24 protein-coding genes are annotated in these 24812 nt (G+C 37.8%); 9 read left to right on the top strand and 15 right to left on the bottom strand.

Going from position 1 to position 24812, the window contains the following annotated elements:
• The 8 genes from argS to GQR44_RS18240 form a co-directional block, all read right to left on the bottom strand.
• A complete protein-coding gene (gene argS / locus GQR44_RS18275; protein ID WP_166373118.1) occupies positions 1-1749 on the bottom strand; it encodes an arginine--tRNA ligase in 1749 nt (582 codons plus the stop codon).
• A 138-nt stretch (positions 1750-1887) separates the two neighbouring features.
• Positions 1888-2343 carry a hypothetical protein gene (locus GQR44_RS18270; protein ID WP_166373117.1) on the bottom strand — a complete coding sequence of 152 codons (456 nt, stop codon included), beginning with the start codon at positions 2341-2343 and terminating at the stop codon, positions 1888-1890.
• Positions 2344-2624: 281 nt separating this feature from the next.
• Entirely contained in the window at positions 2625-4790 is a 2166-nt protein-coding gene (gene uvrD / locus GQR44_RS18265) for a DNA helicase II (RefSeq protein WP_166373116.1), read from the bottom strand.
• Positions 4791-4952: 162 nt separating this feature from the next.
• Complete coding sequence (locus GQR44_RS18260; protein ID WP_166373115.1) at positions 4953-5660, bottom strand: HAD-IA family hydrolase; 708 nt, start codon at positions 5658-5660, stop codon at positions 4953-4955.
• A gap of 20 nt (positions 5661-5680) precedes the next feature.
• Positions 5681-6580 (bottom strand): tyrosine recombinase XerC, encoded by a 900-nt coding sequence (gene xerC / locus GQR44_RS18255; protein ID WP_166373114.1) that lies wholly within the window; start codon positions 6578-6580, stop codon positions 5681-5683.
• A 141-nt stretch (positions 6581-6721) separates the two neighbouring features.
• Positions 6722-7549, bottom strand: a complete 828-nt coding sequence (dapF, locus tag GQR44_RS18250) for a diaminopimelate epimerase (RefSeq protein WP_166373113.1) — start codon at positions 7547-7549, stop codon at positions 6722-6724.
• A 75-nt stretch (positions 7550-7624) separates the two neighbouring features.
• Entirely contained in the window at positions 7625-8887 is a 1263-nt protein-coding gene (gene lysA / locus GQR44_RS18245) for a diaminopimelate decarboxylase (protein ID WP_166373112.1), read from the bottom strand.
• 61 nt (positions 8888-8948) lie between these two features.
• On the bottom strand, positions 8949-9119 hold the full coding sequence (locus GQR44_RS18240) for a lipoprotein (RefSeq protein WP_166373111.1): 171 nt from the start codon (positions 9117-9119) through the stop codon (positions 8949-8951).
• A gap of 71 nt (positions 9120-9190) precedes the next feature.
• On the opposite strand from GQR44_RS18240, the gene cyaY reads away from it, so the two are divergent.
• From cyaY to ushA, 4 genes are all read left to right on the top strand, one after another.
• Positions 9191-9505, top strand: a complete 315-nt coding sequence (gene cyaY, locus GQR44_RS18235) for an iron donor protein CyaY (protein WP_166373110.1) — start codon at positions 9191-9193, stop codon at positions 9503-9505.
• A gap of 82 nt (positions 9506-9587) precedes the next feature.
• The gene (locus GQR44_RS18230) at positions 9588-9818 is read left to right on the top strand and encodes a hypothetical protein (protein ID WP_166373109.1); all 231 of its coding nucleotides are present in this window, start codon (positions 9588-9590) and stop codon (positions 9816-9818) included.
• Positions 9818-10291, top strand: a complete 474-nt coding sequence (coaD, locus tag GQR44_RS18225) for a pantetheine-phosphate adenylyltransferase (RefSeq protein WP_166373108.1) — start codon at positions 9818-9820, stop codon at positions 10289-10291. Before GQR44_RS18230 ends, coaD begins: the two co-directional genes overlap by 1 nt.
• A gap of 397 nt (positions 10292-10688) precedes the next feature.
• Entirely contained in the window at positions 10689-12347 is a 1659-nt protein-coding gene (gene ushA, locus GQR44_RS18220; RefSeq protein WP_166373107.1) for a bifunctional UDP-sugar hydrolase/5'-nucleotidase UshA, read from the top strand.
• 75 nt (positions 12348-12422) lie between these two features.
• On the opposite strand, the gene mutM is transcribed toward ushA, so the two are convergent.
• Positions 12423-13235, bottom strand: a complete 813-nt coding sequence (mutM, locus tag GQR44_RS18215) for a bifunctional DNA-formamidopyrimidine glycosylase/DNA-(apurinic or apyrimidinic site) lyase (protein ID WP_166373106.1) — start codon at positions 13233-13235, stop codon at positions 12423-12425.
• Between the two features lie 92 nt (positions 13236-13327).
• Here mutM and GQR44_RS18210 point away from each other — a divergent pair, with 92 nt between their 5' ends.
• Positions 13328-13837, top strand: coding sequence for a hypothetical protein (locus GQR44_RS18210; RefSeq protein ID WP_166373105.1), 510 nt, complete (start codon positions 13328-13330; stop codon positions 13835-13837).
• 54 nt (positions 13838-13891) lie between these two features.
• Here GQR44_RS18210 and GQR44_RS18205 read toward each other — a convergent pair whose 3' ends face one another.
• The 4 genes from GQR44_RS18205 to radC all read right to left on the bottom strand — a co-directional run bounded on the left by GQR44_RS18205 (position 13892) and on the right by radC (position 15628).
• Positions 13892-14344: a hypothetical protein gene (locus tag GQR44_RS18205; RefSeq protein WP_166373104.1), complete on the bottom strand. Its 453-nt coding sequence runs from the start codon at positions 14342-14344 to the stop codon at positions 13892-13894.
• 67 nt (positions 14345-14411) lie between these two features.
• On the bottom strand, positions 14412-14567 hold the full coding sequence (gene rpmG, locus GQR44_RS18200) for a 50S ribosomal protein L33 (protein WP_025562982.1): 156 nt from the start codon (positions 14565-14567) through the stop codon (positions 14412-14414).
• Between the two features lie 11 nt (positions 14568-14578).
• Positions 14579-14815 carry a 50S ribosomal protein L28 gene (rpmB, locus tag GQR44_RS18195; RefSeq protein ID WP_028869451.1) on the bottom strand — a complete coding sequence of 79 codons (237 nt, stop codon included), beginning with the start codon at positions 14813-14815 and terminating at the stop codon, positions 14579-14581.
• 135 nt (positions 14816-14950) lie between these two features.
• A complete protein-coding gene (radC, locus tag GQR44_RS18190; protein ID WP_028869452.1) occupies positions 14951-15628 on the bottom strand; it encodes a DNA repair protein RadC in 678 nt (225 codons plus the stop codon).
• Positions 15629-15745: 117 nt separating this feature from the next.
• Here radC and coaBC point away from each other — a divergent pair, with 117 nt between their 5' ends.
• The 4 genes from coaBC to GQR44_RS18170 all read left to right on the top strand — a co-directional run bounded on the left by coaBC (position 15746) and on the right by GQR44_RS18170 (position 20128).
• Positions 15746-16993: a bifunctional phosphopantothenoylcysteine decarboxylase/phosphopantothenate--cysteine ligase CoaBC gene (gene coaBC / locus GQR44_RS18185; protein WP_205963121.1), complete on the top strand. Its 1248-nt coding sequence runs from the start codon at positions 15746-15748 to the stop codon at positions 16991-16993.
• A gap of 440 nt (positions 16994-17433) precedes the next feature.
• A complete protein-coding gene (gene slmA, locus GQR44_RS18180; protein WP_166373103.1) occupies positions 17434-18036 on the top strand; it encodes a nucleoid occlusion factor SlmA in 603 nt (200 codons plus the stop codon).
• Between the two features lie 20 nt (positions 18037-18056).
• Positions 18057-18941 carry a small-conductance mechanosensitive channel MscS gene (gene mscS / locus GQR44_RS18175; RefSeq protein WP_166373102.1) on the top strand — a complete coding sequence of 295 codons (885 nt, stop codon included), beginning with the start codon at positions 18057-18059 and terminating at the stop codon, positions 18939-18941.
• 473 nt (positions 18942-19414) lie between these two features.
• Positions 19415-20128: a FadR/GntR family transcriptional regulator gene (locus GQR44_RS18170; RefSeq protein ID WP_166373101.1), complete on the top strand. Its 714-nt coding sequence runs from the start codon at positions 19415-19417 to the stop codon at positions 20126-20128.
• Between the two features lie 189 nt (positions 20129-20317).
• On the opposite strand, the gene GQR44_RS18165 is transcribed toward GQR44_RS18170, so the two are convergent.
• On the bottom strand, positions 20318-22498 hold the full coding sequence (locus GQR44_RS18165; RefSeq protein ID WP_166373100.1) for a heparinase II/III family protein: 2181 nt from the start codon (positions 22496-22498) through the stop codon (positions 20318-20320).
• Positions 22499-22500: 2 nt separating this feature from the next.
• The gene (locus GQR44_RS18160) at positions 22501-24639 is read right to left on the bottom strand and encodes a heparinase II/III family protein (RefSeq protein WP_166373099.1); all 2139 of its coding nucleotides are present in this window, start codon (positions 24637-24639) and stop codon (positions 22501-22503) included.
• Between the last annotated feature and the right edge of the window lie 173 nt (positions 24640-24812).

The raw sequence follows: 24812 nt of genomic DNA, 5'->3' as shown, positions 1-24812 counted from the left end.
TTACATACGTTCCAATGTGTTAATGCCTAACAGAGCTAAACCTTGTTGCAGCGTTTTAGCCGTTAAACCAGCTAGTTTTAAACGGCTTTGTTTTTGTGTTTCATTCTCTGCGATTAATATTGGGCAAGCTTCGTAAAAACTTGAGAATAAACCGGCTAACTCAAACAGGTAAGCACATAAGAAGTGTGGCATTCCTTGTTTACCAACTTGATCAATAATTTCATTAAACTGCATCAGTTTGTTAGCTAGATCGATCTCTTTTTCTTCGCTAAATGAAACATCAGCAGTGACACTATTTATTTCGATACCTGCTTTATTAAAGATACTGGCTACACGTGTGTAAGCATATAATAAATAAGGAGCAGTATTTCCTTCAAAACTTAACATGCTATCAAAACTAAAGGTGTAATCGCTGGTGCGGTTTTTTGATAAGTCTGCATACTTTACAGAAGAAATGCCAACGATTGAGGCAATATGACGTAGTTCGTCTTCTGCCATATCTTGATTTTTTTCTTTTACTAATTGGTAAGCACGTTGTTCTGCTTCGGTAAGTAAGTCAGCTAGTTTTGGTGTTGAACCTGCACGTGTTTTGAATGGTTTTCCATCCTCTCCCATTACCGTACCAAACGGCATATGTTCAAGTGAGGTGCCTGCTTTAACAAACTCAGCTAAGCGTGCAACTTGAAAGACTTGCTGGAAATGTAACCCTTGACGTGCATCGACAAAGTATAAAACGCGATCCGCATTTAATACCGATTGACGGTAGCGGATGGCTGCTAAATCAGACGTCGCATATAAAAATCCACCATCTTTTTTCTTGATAATAACAGGTAGAGGTTCGCCTTCTTTATTTTTAAATTCATCTAAGAAAACACATTTAGCACCTTGGCTTTCTTGTAATAGACCTTTTGCATCTAGGTCGCTGACAACGACTGACAAGTCTTTATCATATGCACTTTCTCCGCGCACATCATCTAAACTTAAGCTTACCCCTAAACGATCATAGGCTTCTTGACAGTGTGCAATACTAATTTCTTTGAATTCTTTCCATAGGGCTAAGCATTCGCTATCACCGCTTTGTAGAGCAACTACTAGATCACGGGCTCGGTTAGCAAAGACTTCTGACTCATCAAAACGTCCTTTTGCGGCGCGGTAGAATACTTCTAGGTTGGCAAGGTTTTTATTAATCTCTTCCCCTTTTGCTCGTAACTCTTCCATATAGGCTAAAAGCATACCAAATTGAGTTCCCCAATCACCCACGTGATTTTGGCGAACAACATTATGCCCTTGAAACTCTAGCGTACGGGTTACTGAGTCACCGATAATCGTTGAGCGTAAATGACCTACGTGCATTTCTTTGGCAAGGTTAGGCGATGAGTAATCGATCACTACCGTTTGTGGAGTGTCAGTTACTTGCACATTTAAACGCTCATCTGCAAAAGCGCTATCAATTTGTTTTTCGATATAGTGAGGGTTGATGAAAAAATTAATAAAACCAGGACCTGCGATCTCTGTTTTGAGAACTAATTCTGAAGCCGGTAAGTTTTTTACGATTAGCTCAGCAAGGGCGCGTGGATTTTGTTTTGCTGGTTTTGCTAGCATTAAAGCTAAGTTATTAGCAAAGTCGCCATGTGATTTGTCTTTAGTGCGATCAATCGTGATGCGTGGTTGAACATCGGCAGGTAAAATTTGTTGTGTCTGTAAAGAAGCAACTGCTTGTTCAAGGAGGGTTTGGATTAATGCTTTCATGGGTAACTCACCAATTGATTCGACAAATAAAGTAGTCAGATTCTACCGTTTATCGTTGGTGAAGACTAGCGAGGAAGTTAATAACAAGCCTTAAAAGTCCAATATCAGGAATACTTTTAATATTAGCGGCAGATGAAACTATAAGTACTCAAATTCATGACTGGCGATAACAACTTGATACAGCATTTCTTCTTCTTTACTGGTTAATTGCCCGATAGCCGTTTCTGCTTCTAAAGTAGGGCTGTTATTAGCAACCGCTTTCATTGCTTCAATTAATTGCATATCTAATTGTATTGCTAAAGTCACAATGTCTTCTAACTCTAAATCTGTTTTTAGCTCAAGGTCTTTGCAGCGTTGTGGAAAACTTTGGTCGAAGAAGTTATCTAACAGGGTGTCTAATAAACTAACGGGAGCGAGTTTAATGTATTGATGTAAATTGAGATGAGAGATTTGCTCTCTGTTTTTCATGTATTCTAATAATAATTTTGTTTTTCGGTCGCTGGCTTCTTCACCCAACCGCTGATAAAGGTCGGCTAAGGCTTTATGGCAGTCTTCAATATAAACTAAAAAGTCTTTGATCAGTTTAGAACGCATAATTCACTCCCTGTATTATGTGCTTAGCGCAACTATTAAAAAATAGGCACTAAACCAGTGTAATTAGTTTTCATTTTTTAGCATCTTATAAAGATCAAAACTGCTTGTTTATCGAATGATAATCACAGTTTTGATTATGCTTCAACGTTGTTGATTGCGTTTAAATAAAAGCGCCAACACCGATAATTCTTATGCTAGCGCCTCGTATTAACATCGAGACCTTCATAGCCGTTATCAAGCAAGACGCATTATTTAGCCATTAACTTGGACACTCTCATCGATTATATGACTTCTAAGCGAGCATAGGTTGTCATCAACCATTTGCTACCTACACCCATAAAGTGAACTTGTAAACGACTATTTTCACCACTACCTTCTTGCGCTGTAATCGTGCCTTCTCCAAACTTGGGATGCATCACTTGTTGTCCTAGTTTGAACCCCTGAATATCTTGAGTGATAGCTAGCTTTGGTTTCTGTATAACGGGTTGTGCTCTTCGAACTTGGGTTTTTAAACGAATATATTCAATATTCTCTTCTGGAAGCTCACTAATAAAACGCGATGGTGGATGAAACTTTTCTTGTCCATACAAGCGGCGACTTTCAGCATGACAAAGCGTTAATTTTGTCATTGCTCGTGTTAAGCCCACATAACATAAGCGGCGCTCTTCGGCCATTCGTGTTTCATCGGTAGCTGATTGCTGCCCAGGGAACATGCCTTCTTCTACTCCAACAATAAATACCTGTGGAAACTCTAACCCTTTAGCTGCATGCATAGTCATTAATTGAACTGCATCTTCAAACTCATCGGCTTGATTATCACCTGATTCTAAAGCTGCGTAAGCTAAAAAGGCAGTCAACTCTTCCATCTCTTGCTCTTCTTCGGGAATAACAAATCCTTTAGTCGCTGACACTAATTCTTGTAAGTTCTCGATTCGGCTACGGGATTTCTCTCCTTTTTCAGCTTCATACATCGCCTCTAAACCTGAGTGTTTATTGATGTGATCCACCATTTGGAATAAAGGTAATTCTGAGGTTTCATTTTTAAAGCGGTTAATTAAAGTTAAGAAACCACTTAATGACGCCTTAGCAGCAGGACTTAATTGTTTGTTTTCAATTAAGTATTGGCTAGCTTGCCATAGCGTATAACCTTGCTCACGGGCACAAATTCTTATTTTATCTAAGCTAGTATTACCTATTTTTCGTTTAGGCTTGTTAACAATTCGTTCGAAAGCCGCGTCGTCTTGATGGTTATTCATTAATCGTAAATAGGCAATGCTGTCTTTAATTTCCAAGCGGTCGAAGAAGCGTTGCCCACCATAAATATGATAAGGAATTTGCTGCGCCATTAATTGTTCTTCAAATAAACGCGATTGTGCATTGCTGCGGTATAAAATGGCACATTCGCTGAGTTTGTTACCTGCCTTTTCCCATGTTTGCAACTGGCTAGTGACATAACGCACTTCATCATAATCATTGAAGGCACTATAGATGGAGATTGGCTCGCCATCATCCCCGTCAGTCCACAGAACTTTTCCTAAACGATCGCTGTTATTTTGAATTAATTGATTTGAGGCTTTTAGGATATTGCCTGTGGAGCGATAATTTTGCTCTAAACGAATAGTAACGGGTGACGTTTTCTCTTTTAAAAAACGTTGAATATTTTCAATATCTGCGCCACGCCAACCGTAGATAGATTGATCATCATCACCGACAATGGTTAGGTAATTATTGTTATCAGTTAATAGTGTTAACCAAGCGTATTGTAATTTATTCGTATCTTGAAACTCGTCAACTAAAACATGTTGAAAACGCTGTTGATAATGAAGCAATAGTGCGGCGTTATTTAATAACAACTCATGCGCACGCAATAATAATTCTGCAAAGTCGACTAATCCAGCTAATTGGCAAGCGGCTTCATAGGCTTGATAGACTTGCAAGCGGTGCTTATCTTGTACGCCGAAACCTGGGTCGATATGTTTAGCACGTAATCCTTCGTCTTTTTTATCGTTGATATACCATTGCAACTCTTTTGCAGGGTAATACTTTTCATCTAACCCTAAGCTTTTGATTATGCGCTTAACCATCTTTTGTTGGTCATCACTATCAATAATTTGGAATTGCTCTGGTAAGTTTGCTTCTTGATGATGCAAGCGCAATAAACGATGGGCAATACCGTGGAAAGTACCAATCCACATACTGCCTATTTGCTGTGGGCAAATATCAGCAATACGTCCACGCATCTCTTTTGCTGCTTTGTTGGTAAAAGTAACCGCTAAAATACCGTAGGTAGGTATTTGATTAACTTGCATAAGCCATGCGATTCTATGGGTTAAAACACGTGTTTTACCACTACCGGCGCCGGCTAACACCAGCATATTTTGTTCTGGTGCTGATACGGCAGCGCGTTGATGATCATTTAAATCATCGATAAGGTAAGATACGTCCATAAAAATGCCTGTTTATTTATTCAGTAGAAAGGAACTATACCGAAACATCGCATAAATGTGAATATTCTATATTTTAGTATATGCCAAAGAACCTCTGCTGAAATACCGTGGTAACGATTATTGATAGTCGCAGAACGGTTGTTCTGAAGGATCAGCAGCAGGCTATAAAATAGCTAATAAGTCTTGTAGGTCGGCCATTTCCAAAGTCGGTAGTAACTTGGCGCGCTCAAGTTTTGTATGGTTAGGGTTAAACCAAACTGCTTGTGCTTTATTATTTTGTGCCCCATATACGTCTGAGATCAAGTGATCACCCACGTGTAATATGTCCTCTACCTTGATATCCAACTTTGATGCCGCTTGTTGAAACATATCTAAATGTGGTTTGCTACGTAATCCATCGCCCGCTTTTATCACAAATTGAAATTTATCATGGAGACCGATCTGTTTCACATTCACGTTACCATTGGTTAATGCGATGACAGGGTAATGCAATGCGAGTTGTTGTAATAATTTAATACTTTTTTCTGGCACCGTGAAATCACTGCGTAATTGCAGAAATACCTGTAATGCATTATCGGCATACTTAATAGCATTAACCATTGCAATACCATAAACCACCATGATGCGTTGAATAATTTCTTTACGCCATAGCGATACATCATGTTGTAATGCCGGATTTTCTTTTATCAGTAAATCTCTATATAAACCCCATTTACGGGCATCTAACTCTGCTAATTGCTGATAGGTTGTACGTAAATAGACAAGGAAGTCCGCTTCCGCCTTTATGATGATCGGGTGGTTGTCATATAAGGTATCATCCAAATCAAAGCTAATTGCTTTGAAAGGGCGAAGGGGTTTATAAAATTTCATTTTTGTCCCTATTAATAATATTATTTTTTACGCTTAGCGCGAGGGTGTGCTTTATCATACACTTCTGCTAAATGCTGAAAATCTAAATGCGTATAAATTTGTGTCGTGGCTAGGTCTGCATGGCCTAATAAGGTTTGTACCGCTCGTAGATTACCACTGGATTCCAGCATATGGGTTGCAAATGAATGTCGTAATTTGTGGGGATTAACGTGGCTTGGTAATGCCTGCTGTAGCCCCCATTTTTCCATACGCATTTGCACACTACGCGCTGAAATTCGTCTTTTTTGTTTAGATAAAAAGAGTGCTGTTTCACCGGCTTCCGCAAATTCAGGTCTGATCTTTAACCATAGTTTAATGGTACTAACAGCACTCTTAGTAATAGGTAACAGACGCTGTTTACTGCCTTTACCAGTTACCATTATCTCTTTTTCCGATAACTTTATATCTTTTAAGTTAATACCCACTAACTCACTTAACCTTAATCCAGAAGAATACATGAGTTCCATCATACAATGATCTCGAATGGTAAGCGGGTCTTCGCCATTAATATCTAATAGCTGATCCATATCGTCGACACTGATGTTTTTAGGTAGCGGTTTATCTAATTTTGGCGCGGCAACGCCTTTAGCGGGATTAAAGGTGAGTTGATCGTTCTTAACTAGGTATTCTAGAAAAGAGCGTAATGCAGAAAGTTTGGTAGCAATGGAACGTGCTTTAATACCATTTTGATGTAACTGTTTAGCTAATAAGCGTACTTGGTGTGTATCAAGCTGTTGCCATGTTTGTATGTTTTGAAGCTTTAATAATGCAATAAACTCATTAAGATGACGTTGGTAATTATTGATAGTGACAGGGCTTAAGCCACGTTGGCTAGCAATATGTAACAAATAGCGTTGTGTATCTGGTAATAAGGAACTCATGGTCAATCCTAGATAATAAAAAAGTGCATAGGACAATTCTCAAATGAATTAACCATGCACTTTTTAAGATCGTTGTTTTAGCATTGCATCGTTACAGTCAATGTTATGGATAGCGCGCTATAAAATAATAACAGGATCTGTTTATATTTGAATTTGTCCATCAAAGACAAACTCAGCGGGACCACTCATGCGCACACTTTGTCCTGGCTGCCAAAAAAAGCGCAACTCGCCACCGGGTAATTCAATACGGCAATGTGTATCTAATTTGCCTTGTAATTGACCAACCACAGCAGCCGCACAAGCGCCGGTGCCACAAGCTAAGGTTTCTCCTACACCACGTTCCCATACGCGCAGCTTTGCATAACCACGGTCTATTATTTGTAAAAAACCAACATTCACTTTGTTTGGAAAGCGTTCATGTACTTCTAGTAACGGACCCAATGTTTCAACCGGAGCTGTTTCTATATCATCAACAAGTACAACACAGTGTGGATTACCCATTGAAACCACGCCACATAGAACAGTGTGGTCTTCAACACGTAGAATATATGTTTTTTCTTCTTTCTGCGCTTCAAAGGGCACTTTTGCTGGCTCTAAAATAGGCTTGCCCATATCCACAATAATATTGCCATCTTGTTCTATTTTTAGTTGAATTTTACCCTTTGCAGTACTGACGTTAATCACGCGTTTGTGGGTTAATCCTTTTAGTTTAACAAAACGAGCAAAACAACGAGCGCCATTGCCACATTGCTCTACTTCACTACCATCAGCATTAAAGATGCGGTAATGAAAGTCTAAGTCTGGATCATAGGGTGGTTCAACCATTAATAATTGGTCAAAGCCTATGCCAAAGTTACGATCTGCTAACCTGCAGATCGTCTCTTTAGATAGAAAGACATTTTGCGTGACGTTGTTAATAACCATAAAGTCATTACCCAAGCCGTGCATTTTAGAAAATTCAATATTCATCTTCGCTCTACTTTTACCAATAAAACCTATTAAAATAGGGAGTTAATACTCCCCGAGATAGCGCATAAGTTTTAACTAAGGTAAAACATGCTCACCGCGCCATAGTTCAATGTGTTTTTCACGTTGACGTACAACAAAGGCTTTATCACCATCAACCATTATTTCTGCTGGACGACAACGAGAGTTGTAATTTGAACTCATAGTTGCACCGTAAGCACCTGCACTACGGATCACTAAATGATCACCTTCAGCAATGGTTAGTGAGCGATCTTTACCTAAAAAGTCACCTGTTTCACAAATAGGGCCAACAACATCGTAAACACGACTTGGACGTGTTTCAGGATCGTTTAATTTATTATTAAGTGGAATGATATTTTGCCATGCACTGTATAACGCAGGACGAATTAAATCATTCATTGCTGCATCTACAATCGCAAAGTTCTTATGGTCGTTTAATTTTAAAAACTCAACTTTAGTCACTAAAACACCCGCATTGGCCATAATTGCTCGGCCTGGTTCAAAAATAAGTTTTAGTTTACGGCCGTTCATACGTTCAATAATAGCGTGCATGTATTGTGCAGGCTGTGGTGGTGTTTCGCCATTGTATGGCACGCCTAAGCCGCCGCCTAAATCAAGGTGTTCGATTGTAATGCCCTGTGTTGCTAGGCTATCAATTAAGATAAGTAGTTTATCTAACGCTTCTAAGAATGGTTCAATTTCAGTTAGCTGAGAACCAATGTGGCAATCTACCCCTTTTACTTCTAAGAAAGGCAATTCACTAGCGATATTATAAACTGTCGATGCTTGCTCTATTTCAATACCAAATTTATTCTCTTTTAATCCTGTAGAAATATAAGGATGTGTACCTGCATCGATATTTGGATTAATTCGAATCGAAATAGGGGCTTTCTTGTTTAAACAGCCAGCTACTTCATTAATACGGTACAACTCAGAGATAGATTCAACATTGAAACAGTGGATCCCTGCTTGTAATGCGGTCGATATTTCAATTTCAGTTTTGCCTACACCAGAGAAAACAACTTTTTTAGGGTCTCCGCCAGCTTGAATAACACGCAATAACTCACCAACCGATACAATATCAAAACCTGAACCCAAGCGAGCCATTAGATTAAGTACACCTAGGTTTGAGTTTGCTTTAACTGCGTAACAAATTAAATGAGGATGAGATCCGGCAGCATTATCAAAAGCTTTCCAATGACGCTCGATAGTCGCACGAGAGTATACATACGCAGGCGTACCTGATTTCTTGATGATATCTTCAATTGCAGTGTCTTCGACTAATAGACGGCCATCGCTATGGTAATTAAAATGATCCAATTTGAAATCCTTTTGTTGATTCTGTAGTTTATTGGTTATTGTCACTGCCTTCATGCATGTTTTATTGTGAAGTATTTAAGGCATCTGTTGTATCTGCTTCGGTTGCGTTGTTTTGCACCGGTTGTTCTTTAGGTGCTGGTGGCGCTTCTCTATAAAGTGGGCCTTTCATACCACAACCTATCAATAAACTTGAAAAAAGCAGGGCTATTAACGATAAATTCAGTTTTTTCATACCTTCTCCTAGTTAAATATTTTTAGCCCTCTATAATCGCATTTCATCGGTAAAAAGCAAAGGAGAAGTAAATGACGGATAGCGAATTTCTTGAATTAGCGGATATGTTGTACCAAAAAATCGAAGATAACATTGAAGCGTCAGGTGCTGATATAGATTATGACCAAAACGGTGCTTTGCTAACCTTGGAGTTTGAGAATAGAACTAAATTGATTATTAATCGCCAACAACCATTACATCAAGTGTGGTTAGCCACATTAGAAAATGGCCATCATTATGATTTTAAAGATGGCTTCTGGATTGATGACCGAAGTGGGGCAGAGTTTTTAAGTTTCTTATCTGCGGCGATTAGTAAGCAATCAGGTGAAAAAATAATCTTTGAATAGTTTCAGAGTACTAAGTTGAATCGCATTTCGCGATAGTTGCTATTTAAATAGCCATTTTTAATAGTAAAAGCGGTCATTAAATATGTTTAAATCTTTTTTCGGTTACCCGTTTATTTTTTTGGTGTGCTTTTGGTTAGCGAGTGATATTGAGATCACAACCTCCTTAAAAGCATTTAAGCAGAGTCAGTTTTCGATTCAGTTCCCACAAGCGAGTTTAAGGGCAGAACAATCAGATCCTTGGTTTGAGTTTTATTGGCCAATGGTTGAGCAAGATAATGAGCAACAACATAAGATACCTTTAGAGGATGAATAATGAATACAGTTGTCTTTCCTGGATCCTTTGATCCCGTTACTAATGGCCACCTTGATCTTATCACTCGTGCGAGTTGTTTAGCTGATCGGGTGATTGTTGCGGTGGCTATCAATAGTAGCAAAAAACCTTGGTTTGATTTGCAAACCCGCTGTGATTTACTTTCCGAAGCCACTAAACACCTAAATGGTGTGGAGATTGTGCCATTCAACGGTTTGTTGGCTGAGTTCGCAAAAACGCATCAAGCACAGGCATTAATACGTGGTATTCGTGGTGGAACTGACGCTGATTATGAAATTCAATTATCGCAAGTAAATCACACCCTCAATCCTGAATTAGAGACTATTTTATTGCCTGCACATGCACGCACTGCTTTTATATCTTCAACTATTGTTAAAGAAGTCTTTAAACATCAAGGTGATATTAGCTTATTAGCGCCGACATGTGTGCAACAAGCATTTATCGACCGCCAGTAAAAATGCTGTTATTTTTCTAAAAGCCCCAATTACAATGAACTCATTTGGGACTTTCATCTCTTTTTGTCTCATTTCTCTATGACAATGCTGTTAAGCATTGTAAGAGTTGCATACACTGATTCCTAGCTATGCCAATTCTGCTAGTTGATTAATATTGTTGGTTAAAATGTACCACTTCTATTTGAAATGGGTTTATTTTCTCTGCTCAATATTTGATCACATATTCAGGAATATTGGTATTATAAAAATTAAAGTAGAGACCTTTGTAATGACAAAGGTCTCTACTGTTTTAATCCGTTTCAGATCCTGACAAGTATTTATGGTGCTGGTGGTCGACCTCATTTTCAATAGTAGATAGCAAACACCAAGTCACTTGACACATAAAAAAGGAATTATTATGAGAACAAGCGTTAAGCCTATCATATTGGCTACCCTCTTCAGTGCAGCCCTTTGGGGATGCTCTTCTGCACCACAACATCAATGGCAAGCAGATAAAAGCTATGATTTAACTGTACTACATACTAACGATCATCATGGCCGCTTTTGGCAAAACCGCCATGGTGAATATGGCATGGCTGCGCGTAAAACCTTAATTGATCAAATTCGTCAAGAAGTTGAAGGGGTAGGAGGCAGTGTTTTATTACTCTCCGGTGGTGATATCAACACAGGAGTGCCAGAATCTGATTTACAAGATGCAGAGCCAGATTTTAAAGGCATGAGCATGATTGGTTACGATGCAATGGCATTAGGTAACCATGAATTTGATAATCCGTTATCTGTACTTGAAAAACAGGGAAAGTGGGCAAACTTCCCAATGTTGTCGGCGAATATCTATAATAAAAAAACAGGTCAGCGTTTATTCCAGCCTTATCAGGTTTTTGTTAAACAAGGAGTAAAGATCGCTGTTATTGGGTTAACAACAGAAGACACGGCTAAAATTGGTAATCCAGAATACATTAGTGGTATTGACTTTCGAGATCCAAAGATAGAAGCCGCCAAAGTTATCGTTGAACTTGAAAAAAATGAACAACCCGATTTGATTTTTGCTGTAACGCATATGGGGCATTATCAAGATGCAGGCTTTGGTGTTAATGCACCTGGAGATGTTAGCCTTGCACGCTCTCTACCTGAAGGCGCTCTGGACATGATTATTGGTGGACATTCACAGGAACCGGTTTGTATGGAGGGAGTGAATGTTGTTAATAGTCAATTTAAACCAGGTGATGATTGTGTACCAGACAAACAAAATGGTACTTACATTGTTCAAGCCCATGAGTGGGGTAAATATGTTGGACGTGCAGATTATAAATTTAAAAATGGCGAACTAGCATTAGTTAATTACCGCTTAATTCCTGTTAATTTAGTGAAAAAAATAAAAGTGGATGGGGAGTCAAAACGTGTATTGATTCAATCACAGATTGCACAAGATCCAGCGCTATTAGCATTTTTGACACCTTACCAAGAAAAAGGTCAGGTTGAGTTAAATAACCAAGTAGCAGAAATTAATGGCAAACTTGAAGGTGACCGCAATGTGGTGCGTTTTAAACAAACCAACTTAGGTCGATTAATTGCTAAAGCACATAAAGAAAGAGCGAAGGCAGATTTTAGTGTGATGAACTCCGGTGGTGTGCGTGATTCAATCGAAGCGGGTAGCGTTACCTACAAAGATGTTTTAAAAGTACAACCTTTTGCAAATCAATTAACCTACGTTGATATGAAAGGTGCTGAAGTTATAGAATATCTTAATGCGGTTGCAACTAAACCTGTTGATACAGGTGCCTATGCTCAATTCTATGGCATTAGCATGGTTGTCAGTAAGAACTCTGTAAGTGAAGTGAAAATCAATGGAAAAGCAATTGATTTAATGCAAACGTATCGCTTCACCATTCCAAGTTTTAATGCAGCTGGTGGCGATGGGTATCCTAAAATCACAAATCATGCAGGTTTTGTAAATACTGGATTTGTAGATGCTGAGGTATTAAAAGACTACCTTGAGTCGCATACTCCTCTAAACGTTTCTGATTATGATGCTGCAGGTGAAATTAACTATAAATAATTTATTCAGATAGATTATAAAAGGCCTTGTTGCGCAGCTGAATTATTTACAGTGTCTGCAACAGGCCTTTATTTTTTAATGCTGGCAGTGACTACAATAGACACTGTTTCTGGCTGCTAATTTCACTGATGTTAATGGTTTATCACAGCCGGGACATAATTCCCCTGTTTTACCGTATACATGTAACGTTTGTTGAAAATAACCTGGTTTACCATCTCCTCCAACAAAGTCCTTCAATGTTGTTCCACCTTGTTTAATCGCCTCTTCTAAGATTTTTTTAATGGCAATAACTAATAGTTGATAACGCTTTAAACTAATATTGTTAGCCGCTCTAATGGGGCTTATTTTTGCACTAAATAAGGCTTCCGTTGCGTAAATATTACCTATACCAGTCACTACTTTTTGTTCCATAATAAATTGTTTAACCGGTATTTTTCTATTTTTAGCTTGTTCATAAAGCATTTCTGCAGTGAACTCCTCTGACAATGGTTCTGGACCGAGTATGCTTAATAAAGGGCATTCCTGTGGTGCTTCGCCTAACCATAAAATGGCACCAAAACGTCTGGGATCTTTATAACGCAATAAACAATGCTGAAACTCAAAGTCAACATGATCATGTTTTTGAGGTGAATCACCTAATTCGCAAATACGCAAACTACCAGACATACCAAGGTGGATCAGTAAGGTGCCATTTTCAAAGCGTAGCAGTAGATATTTAGCTCGTCGGTCTACTGCTAATAAAACTCTATTTTTTAATAGGGTCAATAAGTTACTGGGGATCGGCCAGCGTAGTTGATGATGACGGAGTACCACACCGGATATTTTTTGATCAACAATATGTGGGCTAATGCCTCGACGGCTAGTTTCTACCTCTGGTAATTCTGGCATTTTGATCTCGTTATTAAATAAAATTAATTAAAACCCTAGATTCGCATAATAAGTGCAATTAATAAAATTAGTAAATGCTAAAAGGAAATAATATGAAGAATATTCCTACTTGGGCGATCGTAATGATTGGGTTAGTGTTTAATATTTCATCTGCATTAGTGACACATTTTTTTATTGAAGAAAAAAACGAAAAGTTATCCGCACTTAATATGCGAGCTACTGAAAATAGCAATCAAATTGAATTGTTGTGGTCTCAAATGGAAGCCATTGAACAAAAAAGAGATACCTTATTATTGATAACTCAACAGGGAGAAATTAAACCTTCGCTGATACCTGTATTATCTTCTATTTTTGCCGCTCACTTACAACGTAAACTTAGTATCACAGAATTAAATGATTTTCAGTTTGTAAATAGAGAAATCAATCAATACCAACATCTTATCAGAGAGCAGATCGATCAACGTTTTTTAACCAATCTAGATTACAAAGAGAGAGAAGGCATATATAAAAAATCCATATCGAGTTTACGGAATTGGTCTATTTTCTTACAAATGATCGGTCTATCACTAATACTCGCACGAGATTTAAGTCGTAAATCATAATTAATTAAGTTATGAATTTAATTAAAAAGGAAGCCAATTATTTCAACCCGAGGACTACTGACCTAAAAATTGTGTCAGCTGTTTCGCGGGTAATGATAGAAAAAGTTGTTCATCGACTTGCAATATATACTGGTCATCTTGCAGCTGGTGGAGTTGCACAATAATTGGTTGCGTTTGTTCAGCGACAAAAAACTTAATAATAAAACTTGAAGTAGGCAAGCTTTGGAGCGTTAACACATCAAGGGGAACTGTTTGCCAGTTATTCACTACATTCTGTAGTTGTGTGCTGGAAATGCCTCTATTGGGCTTACTTTGCCAATTTCGACCTACACGAGTTATTACATAATCAGGTGTATCTATTTCTACAATGGTTAAGTCATTAGCAATCACGTGACGCTGTGATGTTTTGGAAGATAAACGCAATTCTTGGCTGAAGTTAAAGATAAAGATGATCAGCAAAACACCAAAAATAAGTACATTATTCCAGCCTTTTTTGGATAAGCGCATGCTAATTCCTTTTTTGTAGGTATAAAAAAACCCAGTATAAACTGGGTTTTTTAAGGTTAAATCAAAATTACTTGATTTTGCCTTCTTTGTAGATAACGTGTTTACGTACTACAGGGTCAAACTTTTTGATTTCAAACTTTTCAGGCATGTTCTTTTTATTTTTATCAGTAGTATAAAAATGACCAGTGCCAGCGCTTGAATTTAAACGAATTTTATCACGCATTTGTAAGCTCCTTAAACTTTAACGCCATTAGCACGGATATCAGTTAAAACTGAATCAATACCTTTTTTGTCGATGATACGCATACCTTTAGTAGTTAGGCGTAATTTAACAAAACGGTTCTCACTCTCAACCCAAAAACGGTGTGTTTGTAGGTTAGGTAAGAAACGACGTCGTGTACGGTTCTTTGCGTGTGATACATTGTTACCAACAGCTGGACGCTTGCCTGTAACTTGACATACTCTAGACATGTCGAAATCTCCAAAAATATTAGTTTTACTCGAGCAAAATAGTCGAACACCTTTTTTAGCCGTCGCCAAAGGCGTCGAGGGCGCATTTTATACATGATTGAGATTAAAAGATCAACAATTGTGACAATAAATGCTTTAAATCCACCCTTTTTCCGCAAATGAGGTGTATTTTCCATCACCAATGATGAAATGGTCCAGTATTTTAACATCAATTAATTGCAGTGTATTCACTAGTTTTTCAGTTATCTTTTTATCTGATTCACTGGCGGTTGGATCACCTGAAGGATGGTTATGGACCAAAATGACGGCTGCGGCATTTTCCTGCAATACTTTTTGCACGATAATACGTGGATGTACATTGGCACTATTGATGGTACCAAAGAAAAATTCGTGAAAGCGAATAACTCTATGTTGGCTATCTAATAATAATGCGGCGAAGACTTCATAGGGGTAATCTCGCATTTTTGCATTTAAAAATTGTTGTGTTTGTGCTGCGCTGGTTAAAGGGTCCCCTTTCATCAAAGGTTCTTGTAAATAACGACGCGACATTTCTAGTACAGCCTGCAATTGTACATATTTAGCTTGTCCTAATCCTTTATGTACACAAAAATCGCTTTCAGAGGCGGAAAATAAAGCGCGTAAAGATCCAAAATCAGTTAATAATTGGCGAGATAAAGTAACGACATCGATTCCTTGGCAACCAGTACGCAAAAAAATAGCTAATAATTCACTATCAGTTAAACTATTTGCACCTTGCTGAATTAATTTTTCACGAGGCCTCTCTTGTTTTGGCCATTGTTTTATTGATGTCAAATTTGAATACCTCAATAAAAGATAAGAGCCTTAAATCTAGTTGAAGTTGTCACATATTGCGTAATATTTTTATGCTATTGTAACGCCCATTTTTTTATTATTTTTGTTGAGAAGCTTATGTTGTCAATATTACCCCTTGAAGGGAAAAAGATACTGTTGGGTGTTTGTGGTGGGATTGCTGCTTACAAAAGTGCTGAATTAACCCGTCGTTTAATTGATCAAGGCGCGCAAGTTCGTATTGTAATGACTGCTTCAGCTAAACAGTTTATTACCCCTTTAACGATGCAAGCTGTTTCCGGTCATGTCATTTACGATGACTTATTAGATCCCCAAGCAGAAGCTGGTATGGGTCACATTGAATTAGCTAAATGGGCTGATTTAATTTTAATTGCACCTGCAACTGCTAATGCGATTGCTCGTTTACGCGCTGGCATGGCCGATGAGTTGCTTACAACTTTATGTTTAGCTAGTCCATCGCCTATTGCGATTGCTCCAGCCATGAATCAACAGATGTATTTAGCGGCTGCAACACAAGAAAATTTGAAGGTATTAAAAGCTCGAGGGTTACATATATGGGGGCCCGCTCAAGGCTTACAAGCCTGTGGAGACGTTGGTCCTGGTCGCTTACTTGAAGTACCTGACTTGGTTCAATTATGTTGTAAATTTTTTGCGCCTGCGGATCAGTCTTTAGCAGGTGTTAATGTTGTGATCACTGCGGGACCAACCCAAGAAGCGATCGATCCTGTGCGTTATATAAGTAATCATAGTTCTGGAAAAATGGGCTTTTCATTGGCGCAAGCTGCGTCAAATATGGGCGCGAATGTAACCGTAATTGCTGGACCAGTTCAATTAACTCTACCTTCTAATATTAAACGCATAGATGTAAAAAGTGCGATTGATATGCATCAAGCAGCACTTGCTTCAATTGTTGATGCAGATATATTCATTGCTTGTGCTGCAGTGGCTGATTATCGTGCACAGCAAGTCCATGATGAAAAAATGAAGAAACAAAGTGGTACTGATTCAATCACATTAACCTTGGTTAAAAATCCAGATATTATTGCCGATGTGGCGAAGTCAGTTAATCGTCCTTTTTGCGTGGGCTTTGCTGCTGAAACAAATGATGTAGAGGCTTATGCATTAGGGAAACTACAACGTAAAAATTTAGACTTAATTGCTGCAAATGATGTTTCAATAAGTGATCAAGGGTTTAATAGCGATAATAATGCATTGACTGTTTTTTCTAAAAAACAGCGTTTTGATATTGCATTAAGTAGCAAGAAAGAAGTTGCTATTCAGCTACTTAAAGTTATTAGTGAGCAGTTTAAATCTGCTTCTCAAGGCCCTAGTAACGACACAAATTAAACTCACTTATTGCTAAAGCAAGTTATGCGCTTTTTTAGTTTTACTGTAATAGAGACTAAGTTGTATTTCAACATTGTTGAGTTAGACAAAGATTGCAATTCATATAGCTGCCCCTGCACTAATCATCGCTAATGTGCTTTTAGTGGTTTGATCATGAAAATAGCGTAAAATAATTGATTTTATGGGGGGGTTATGAAGGTGTTAATGAATATTGATGCCTTGTTGTTGCACCGATAGTTAATTAGCGTTCAACCTAATGATCACTAAATGATGAGGCGGTTAATTTTCAATCACTATAAAAATAGTAGTGACGTGGTGAGTATTTTTGAGGAAACAGATCGTGGTAAAAGTGGCGTTGTGCATTCAGATAAATAGTTACAAAAAAAATAATGACAATAAAAATAAAAAGATAAGTAAAGATAACAAAGGAAGTTATTAAGATGGTTGCAAAAAACAATAATAAAAAAGCAAACCGAAAGGATGATATTTTAAGTGCGCTAGCTATTATGCTTGAAGGAAAACCTGGTCAACGTATCACAACGGCTAAATTAGCTGCAGAAGTGGGAGTATCAGAGGCCGCTTTATATCGTCATTTTCCAAGTAAAGCGCGCATGTTTGAGGGTTTGATTGACTTTACAGAAAGCGCTATTTTTAGTCAGATCAACCTTATCAAAGAGCAAAAGAAAGATACCTTTGTGAGAATTGAACATATTGTGCATTTTTTATTGGGCTTTGCAGAGCAAAATCCCGGCATTACACGTATTTTAAGTGGTGATGCATTGTTAGGGGAAAATGAACGATTACAACACCGTATCGAACATGTTTTTTCTAAACTTGAAACCCAATTAAAACAAACGCTGCGCGAGCGTCCTACATCAGATGGTCAAAAATTTGATATGGATGAAGGTGTCTTAGCTAATTTGTTATTGGCCTATATAGAAGGGCGTATTAATCAATTCGTTCGTTCTCAATTCAAACAAAAACCAACTCAGCATTTTAAAAGTCAATGGCTGTTTTTTCATAAGCAGTTATTACAAAGTTAATTAATTAGAGGAGTCATATAATGTCACAGGAAGGAAGTGTTGCATCGGCAGTTGATGCAGTTGCCAATACGATTGAACAAAATGTGGACGTATTAAACAATAGCGTAGAGTGGATAGCAGATAATCAAGAACTTATTATTGCTTATTGTATGAATATTGTTTTTGCCATTGCAACACTTGTTTTGGGCCTGATGGTTGCTCGTTTTATCGCTGGCACATTACATAAGATTCTAACTAAGCGTAAGTTAGATAGTACGATCGTTGATTTTGTTTCACATATGGTACGTTATGTCATTATTGCATTTGTTGTTATTGCTGCATTAGGGCGAATTGGCGTTGAAACTACCTCCTTTGTAGCGATTATTGGTGCTGCTGGTTTAGCTGTTGGTTTAGCATTGCAGGGTTCTTTATCTAACTTTGCATCGGGTGTTTTGATTATTGCTTTGCGCCCATTTAAAGCTGGGGAATATATTGAAGCTGCAGGCACAGCGGGAGTTGTCGAGTCTGTACAGATATTTTCAACAACATTAACTACGGCCGATAATAAATATGTTGTAGTGCCTAATTCAGCCATTTTAGGTGGTAATATAATCAATTATTCTCGTAAACCTACGCGTCGTATCGATTTAATTATCGGAGTGAGCTATAACGCAGATTTAGCAAAGACAAAAGCTGTGTTAGAAGCTGTTATTAAAGCCAATGATGCTGTTTTAAAGTCTCCTGAACCACAAGTTGCAGTCGCGGAGTTAGGCGACTCAAGTGTGAACTTGGTGGTTCGTCCATGGGTTAACGGACCTGATTATTGGCCTGTTCGCTTTGAATTAATGGAAGCGATTAAAAATGCTTTAGATGAAGCCGGAATTGAAATACCATTTCCACAAATGGATGTGCATATGGATAAGTAGTGCATCACTATTACCAGAATAAAAAACCAGCTTTTTAAGCTGGTTTTTTATTTTTGGCAGTGTCTATTTATTTGTTTGTAATTATTTTTAGTGTTTTACAATTAGAAACTTGCCATATTTAAGGACTTATATCGTGATCTGTAATCTTTGAAAACAATTCATTTTGAGAAGTAATGAGCATATAAGTTTGATCTCGCCTACACTCTTTAACCATGATTCTCTGAATCAAGGTTAAAGCCCACAAAAAATATGTTGTGAATAGAGAAGTGGTGTAGTATCTGCAGTAGCTAATTAATCAATAGCGAAATCATCAATAGATAATCCGTCAATAGATAATATCAGTCATTAAATAATGAGATAAAAATTGACTAGGTATAACATTAATCGCTTACAGTTGTTGGCTTAGTTAATTATATCTAACCATTTATATTTATCCTATAATAAACCTTGATTGTTAAATGAAAAGAGAAATTATGCATAACCCATTCATACAGATTGCAGGATCAAAACGCAGCCTACATGTTCAAGTTGCACGTGAAATTGCACGTAAAATTTTATCTGGTGAAGCGGCTCAAAATGAGATTATTCCTAGTGAAATGGTCTTATGTGAGCAATTTAGTGTTAGTCGTACAGCTTTGCGTGAAGCCATTAAATTATTAACTTCAAAGGGTTTATTAGAATCTAAACCTAAAGTTGGTACGCGTGTTAAAAGTAGAGAAAATTGGAATTTTTTAGATGCTCAATTACTGGATTGGGTTATTGATCTTGGTGATAACGAAGTCGTTTACCAAGAGTTTTTAGCATTAAGAAAAGCCATTGAACCTGAAGCTGCGGCTCTTGCTGCAAAAAACGCAACGGCACAACAAAGAATTTTGTTATCTGCGACTTTTCAACAAATGGATTATATTTCTAAAAACTTCGATGCGCAAAAATGGATGGAAGTTGATATGGAGTTTCATCGCCTTGTTTTTTTATCAACGGGTAATAGCTTTTATTTACCGTTTGCCAACGTCTTATGCACCATGTTTAGAAGTTTCATCAGCCATTCTTCAGAGAAGGGCGGTACTTGTATTGGTGAACATCGTGCCATTTATTCCGCCATTATGGCTGGTGATGCAGATAAAGCGCGCGAAGCAAATGCGATTTTATTGAAAAACACTAATCATCGTCTTCCTACTAGCAATTAATATTACTTAATTATTGCTTAGCTAGTGATTACTTAACAAGTATTGGTAGCAGGCTAAGATTGAAAAAAACCGCTGTTAGTTTATGACTAACAGCGGTTTTTCACTTTTATTAAGGTACTTCACAATGGTAATAAATGCCTACTATTCATTACACATTCTCTATTAAACGTTATCTATTACAGATGGCTATTAATGCTTTGCCATCGAATCATTAAATATTGCAATAGGTCCAGTCCAAGTAATCACTTCATCTTTAATGAGTACACTATTTTGAGTATGTTTATCTACATCGATAAGGTTACTTACACAGATTTTAATTTGCTTGTTATCCATTAGATTAAGGCTAATAACAGAAGCGGTATCATCTGCATGTAACACGGTAACTGAATCAACTTGTCCTCGTGCATTTAAGCTCGCTTCTATCGCTTCATTAAAGTAACCGTGTGTTTCATATACGTTAGCAAATAAATGGTTGGCTGCTTTTTGGCGAAGAATGAACATTGGCTCATTACGTAAGTTGAAGTCAGGATCATTCGCACCAGTACGAGCAAAGATAACTTCACTGCCTTTATTTGCACTGCTGATCAATGAATAGTAACTATTTCCCATTAACCAAGTTGTTAGTGATGAACCCTCTACTTTACCTTGACCAAGATTCCAAAGGTGTTGGTAACCATGGTCATCACCTACTGTGCTTAAGCTTTTATGTGCTTGATATTCAAAGTTAGTACGAATGATTTGGCCTTTGTAATGAACAGGATAATCGTAGCTATGCTCTTCTTCACTGATCATTCGGAATAGATCAATAATCAATGGTTTTTCAAACTCTTCAGACTCAAGCATGATAACCGTACGTTGTTGGTCAACTCCAGCATAGTAATCACGAGCAAATGCACTCATTGCTTGTAGTTTCCTATCACTTGTTTCATTACCTAATAGAGTGAAATGCTTCTCTCCATTATGCTGTTGTGCAATCGCTGTACTACCTTGGTTTTGGCTGATTTGATCAACCACAACGGTGTTGTGCGCAATAGTTTGTTTACAGTAACTTTTATTTTCAGGAATGTAACGACCACCAAATTTAGGCTCGATATTAACCCAACGACCATAACCATAATCATTAATGAATTCTTGATTATTGTTAAATAGGCTTAAATGCAAACCATCAAAATGACCATGATCTAATGCCGAGTGAAGTTTTGCATCACTACCATGCTGACCGTACCAAAGTAGCGCCATGCTATCGTCTGATTTGGCATCACGATGACGAAGAATCGTTACTCCCCCACACTCGCCTTCAGCGCCATCTGTGAGACTTAAGCTGCCCCAGTTAAAGTTTGCTACTTCGGCATTGCTATCTAATGCATTAGATAGGGCTGCGCCAGTGTTATGAACCCAAACATGATCTTGGTGTTTAGCCATCGCTAATAATGTTTCATTTTGCTCGTAACGGTCGAAACAGATGTTAGTCGCTAATAAAATACCTAGATCTTTAATGTCCATTGTACGAGATGAGTCATTTAATGCGGGTAACGTACCATTAGGGAATGCTGTGGACATGACTGCGTATGCAGTTGTTTTAATCACTTCATCTTTTAATTGGTAGATGCCGACCTCTGGTTGACGACGTTCAATGGTTTCAGCGAACAGGAAGATTGGTCGTAGTGAGAAACGGTGGTAGTACGGACCTTCCATGTAGTAACCATCTGGCGAGAATAATTGCGTTAATTGTGCAATAAAACCACCAGAAACACTGTCACCTTTTAGGCCATAGATTGCTTTGTCGACTGTAGCTTGATCATTGATAGCGTAAGCACAAATACCTGCACTGGCTACTGACCATAAACCGTGGTTATGGATAATATCGAAGTTCTCGGCATAGGTGACAACAAACATTTCAAGCATGACTTTAAACAAGTCATTTTCTATAAGTTGTTGTTGATCTTCTGTTAACTCATGGCGAATACAAGAGTAAGCGCACGATGAATATAACATCCACATATTTTCGTTTAATGTTTGGTGAAATAAACGACCTGGTTTATTCGAGTCACGGCTAATGTTCAACTCGCGATGCTTATAAACCTTTGCATATTCAACTAACATGGTTGTTGCGTAGTCTAGGTAACGTTTATCTTCAGTGATTAAGTACAAACGACCCGCTAAGTCTAAATGAATATAGTTTTGCTTATGACGGTTATGTTCGTAACCGCCTGCTTCACCATGCCCTGGAATTTCAATACCCATTGGCATGTAAGCTTCAAGTGCTTCAATTTCTTCAGCAATAGAGCGACCAATTAGTGAGTCAGTGCCTACGTATTGACGTAAGTCAGCTGCTTGTTCATAGCTCATTAGTAATGGTTGGTAACTCATGATTAAACCTCTTTACTTTCTACAGCAACAAAACCTTGGAAGCTGTACGATTGATTATTAAATTCGATAGTTGTTTGACTGTCAGCTGTTGCATTACGGTCATTATTAACCATCACTGTGAGTGCAATACCGTCACCTACAAGATCGACAACGGTTGCATCGTCGTTAAAACCAACAATATTAATTGAATGAATTTTACCGCGTGCATCTAAGCTAGCTTCAATCGCTTCATTAAAGTAACCATGCGTTTCTATCACATTAGCAAATAGTGCATTTTTAGCTTCGCGACGTAAAATTAAACTGGTTTCGCTACGTAAGTTAAATGATGGATCGTTAGCACCAGTACGAGTGAAGAATAAAGTATCGTCAGAAGAGGATGCACTTAACCATGTGTAATAACTGCTACCTTGTAACCAACTGACCAAATTTGTGCCTTTTGCTGCTGGGCCTTCACTTTCGTTCCATAAGTGTTGGTAACCTGCATCATCACCCATTGGATTTAATATTGCGTGTTGTTTGTGCTCAACATTGGTACGAATGATTTGACCTTGATACTGTAGGGAGTAGTCGTATTGATGTGTTTCTTCACTGATTAATCGGAATAAATCAATCAACAGTGGTTTTTCTAATTGCTCATGCTCAATTAAAATAAGTGAGCGTTGTTGGTCAACACCAGGATAAAAGCCAACAGCATAAGCGCTCATTGCTTGTGTTTTACCGTGACCAACAAAGAAGTGCGGCGTGCCGTGTTTACTATCAGCTGTATCAACATCAAAGTTGTTTTGACAGCTAGCATCAACAGATACTAAGTTATGTGCGATAGTTTGGCGCGCATAAGATTTATTTTCATCAAGATAACGACCACCAAATTTAGGTTCTATGTTCACCCAACGCCCAAACCCGTAATCACGTAATACTTCTTGATTGTTATTAAAGTAAGTCATCCCTAATGTATCGAAGTGGCCGTGTCCCATACCATGTTGACCATAGTTCATCACGAGTTGGCTAATATCACCCTTTGTATTTTGCATGCGAATAAAGCCTTGTGCACCTTTGTCACCATTAGGACCTTCGCTTAACTCAACACTTGGTAAGCAAGGAGTTTCAACTGAGTCTTGTGCTTGGTAAGCTTGTGATAAAGCAACGCCACAACCACTGATCCAAATTTGTTGTTGAATTTTAACAATACCAAATAAGTTTGTATCTTCAGGATAATGTTTTGCATATAAACTCACTGCAATCACGACACCTTCATCTTTAATATCCATGCTTTTTGAAGCATCGTTTAATGATGGGAATACACCGTTCGGGTAAGCAGTAGATAATAAAGATTGAATTGTTTTACCAATCACTTGGCCTTTAAAGTTAAATATATCTAACTCTGGACGGTATCGTTGAGTTAGCTCCGCTAATAAACATAAAGGACGAATCGCATAACGGTGGTAATAAGGCCCTTCAATGTAATAACCTGAAGGCGCAAATAAATTGCTTAGTTGTGCAAGAAAGCCACCTTGTATGTCATCACCAGCTAAACCATGTAACGCTAAATCAATATATTTCTCTTGTTCAATTGCTGCTCCACATGCCGCTGTTGCCGCAACTGCCCACACACCGTGGTTATGAATGCGATCAAAATCAAAGTCATATTTGACCGTTGCTACTTCTAACATGGGTTCAAATAATTGTTCAATAATGTGTTTGCGCTGTGTCTCAGTTAACCAGTGTTTAATACAGCTATAACCTAAGCTCGAATATAATAACCAAACATGTTCATTTAACATTTGGTGAAACAAACGCCCTGGTGGATTAGTGTTTCTTTGTACTTGAAACCCTAGTGCTAAATATTTATCTGCATATTGAGTTAATAGATCTGCTGCAAATTGTGCATACTTTTCTTCACCAGTGATTAAAAATAAACGACCTGCTTGATCAATATATTTATAATTTTGTTGATGTTTATTATGTGCATAACCGCCTGCAGGGCTGTGACCTGGTACATCAATGACTAAAGAAAGGTAGTTATCTGTATCGATAATAAGTGCATCAAGGCTGCGGCCCATTAAACTTTGCTTACCAAGTTGTTGTTGGATTGCTTTGATTTCTTGTTGGTCCATAAGCACTGCGTTGACGTTGCTAGACATTATTACCTCATTGCATATTTAAGTAAAAGATTCATGTTATAAAGTAATACAAATAAGGCTTTAAATCATAAGTTTTTTTTATTTTTAAGAATGAGATCTCTATTTTTATACTTTTAAATGTATAACACTCACTATTAAATTATTATTTATTTCCTCTTTTTTAATTTTTTAGC

The sequence above is a fragment of the Psychromonas sp. SA13A genome (assembly GCF_011378715.1).
Lineage (GTDB): Bacteria > Pseudomonadota > Gammaproteobacteria > Enterobacterales > Psychromonadaceae > Psychromonas.
The sequence above is the reverse complement of the archived record's forward strand: the minus strand, read 5'-3'. Positions and strand labels throughout refer to the sequence as shown.

Coding starts and splice junctions, on each gene's coding strand:
- mscS (WP_166373102.1), top strand. CDS start 18,057: ATGTCACAGGAAGGAAGTGTTGCATCGGCAGTTGATGCAGTTGCCAAT.
- rpmG (WP_025562982.1), bottom strand. CDS start 14,567: ATGCGTGATAAAATTCGTTTAAATTCAAGCGCTGGCACTGGTCATTTT.
- ushA (WP_166373107.1), top strand. CDS start 10,689: ATGAGAACAAGCGTTAAGCCTATCATATTGGCTACCCTCTTCAGTGCA.
- GQR44_RS18240 (WP_166373111.1), bottom strand. CDS start 9,119: ATGAAAAAACTGAATTTATCGTTAATAGCCCTGCTTTTTTCAAGTTTA.
- slmA (WP_166373103.1), top strand. CDS start 17,434: ATGGTTGCAAAAAACAATAATAAAAAAGCAAACCGAAAGGATGATATT.
- GQR44_RS18210 (WP_166373105.1), top strand. CDS start 13,328: ATGAAGAATATTCCTACTTGGGCGATCGTAATGATTGGGTTAGTGTTT.
- GQR44_RS18170 (WP_166373101.1), top strand. CDS start 19,415: ATGCATAACCCATTCATACAGATTGCAGGATCAAAACGCAGCCTACAT.
- coaD (WP_166373108.1), top strand. CDS start 9,818: ATGAATACAGTTGTCTTTCCTGGATCCTTTGATCCCGTTACTAATGGC.
- xerC (WP_166373114.1), bottom strand. CDS start 6,580: ATGAGTTCCTTATTACCAGATACACAACGCTATTTGTTACATATTGCT.
- cyaY (WP_166373110.1), top strand. CDS start 9,191: ATGACGGATAGCGAATTTCTTGAATTAGCGGATATGTTGTACCAAAAA.
- mutM (WP_166373106.1), bottom strand. CDS start 13,235: ATGCCAGAATTACCAGAGGTAGAAACTAGCCGTCGAGGCATTAGCCCA.
- argS (WP_166373118.1), bottom strand. CDS start 1,749: ATGAAAGCATTAATCCAAACCCTCCTTGAACAAGCAGTTGCTTCTTTA.
- dapF (WP_166373113.1), bottom strand. CDS start 7,549: ATGAATATTGAATTTTCTAAAATGCACGGCTTGGGTAATGACTTTATG.
- GQR44_RS18270 (WP_166373117.1), bottom strand. CDS start 2,343: ATGCGTTCTAAACTGATCAAAGACTTTTTAGTTTATATTGAAGACTGC.
- GQR44_RS18230 (WP_166373109.1), top strand. CDS start 9,588: ATGTTTAAATCTTTTTTCGGTTACCCGTTTATTTTTTTGGTGTGCTTT.
- GQR44_RS18165 (WP_166373100.1), bottom strand. CDS start 22,498: ATGAGTTACCAACCATTACTAATGAGCTATGAACAAGCAGCTGACTTA.
- uvrD (WP_166373116.1), bottom strand. CDS start 4,790: ATGGACGTATCTTACCTTATCGATGATTTAAATGATCATCAACGCGCT.
- GQR44_RS18160 (WP_166373099.1), bottom strand. CDS start 24,639: ATGTCTAGCAACGTCAACGCAGTGCTTATGGACCAACAAGAAATCAAA.
- coaBC (WP_205963121.1), top strand. CDS start 15,746: ATGTTGTCAATATTACCCCTTGAAGGGAAAAAGATACTGTTGGGTGTT.
- GQR44_RS18260 (WP_166373115.1), bottom strand. CDS start 5,660: ATGAAATTTTATAAACCCCTTCGCCCTTTCAAAGCAATTAGCTTTGAT.
- GQR44_RS18205 (WP_166373104.1), bottom strand. CDS start 14,344: ATGCGCTTATCCAAAAAAGGCTGGAATAATGTACTTATTTTTGGTGTT.
- rpmB (WP_028869451.1), bottom strand. CDS start 14,815: ATGTCTAGAGTATGTCAAGTTACAGGCAAGCGTCCAGCTGTTGGTAAC.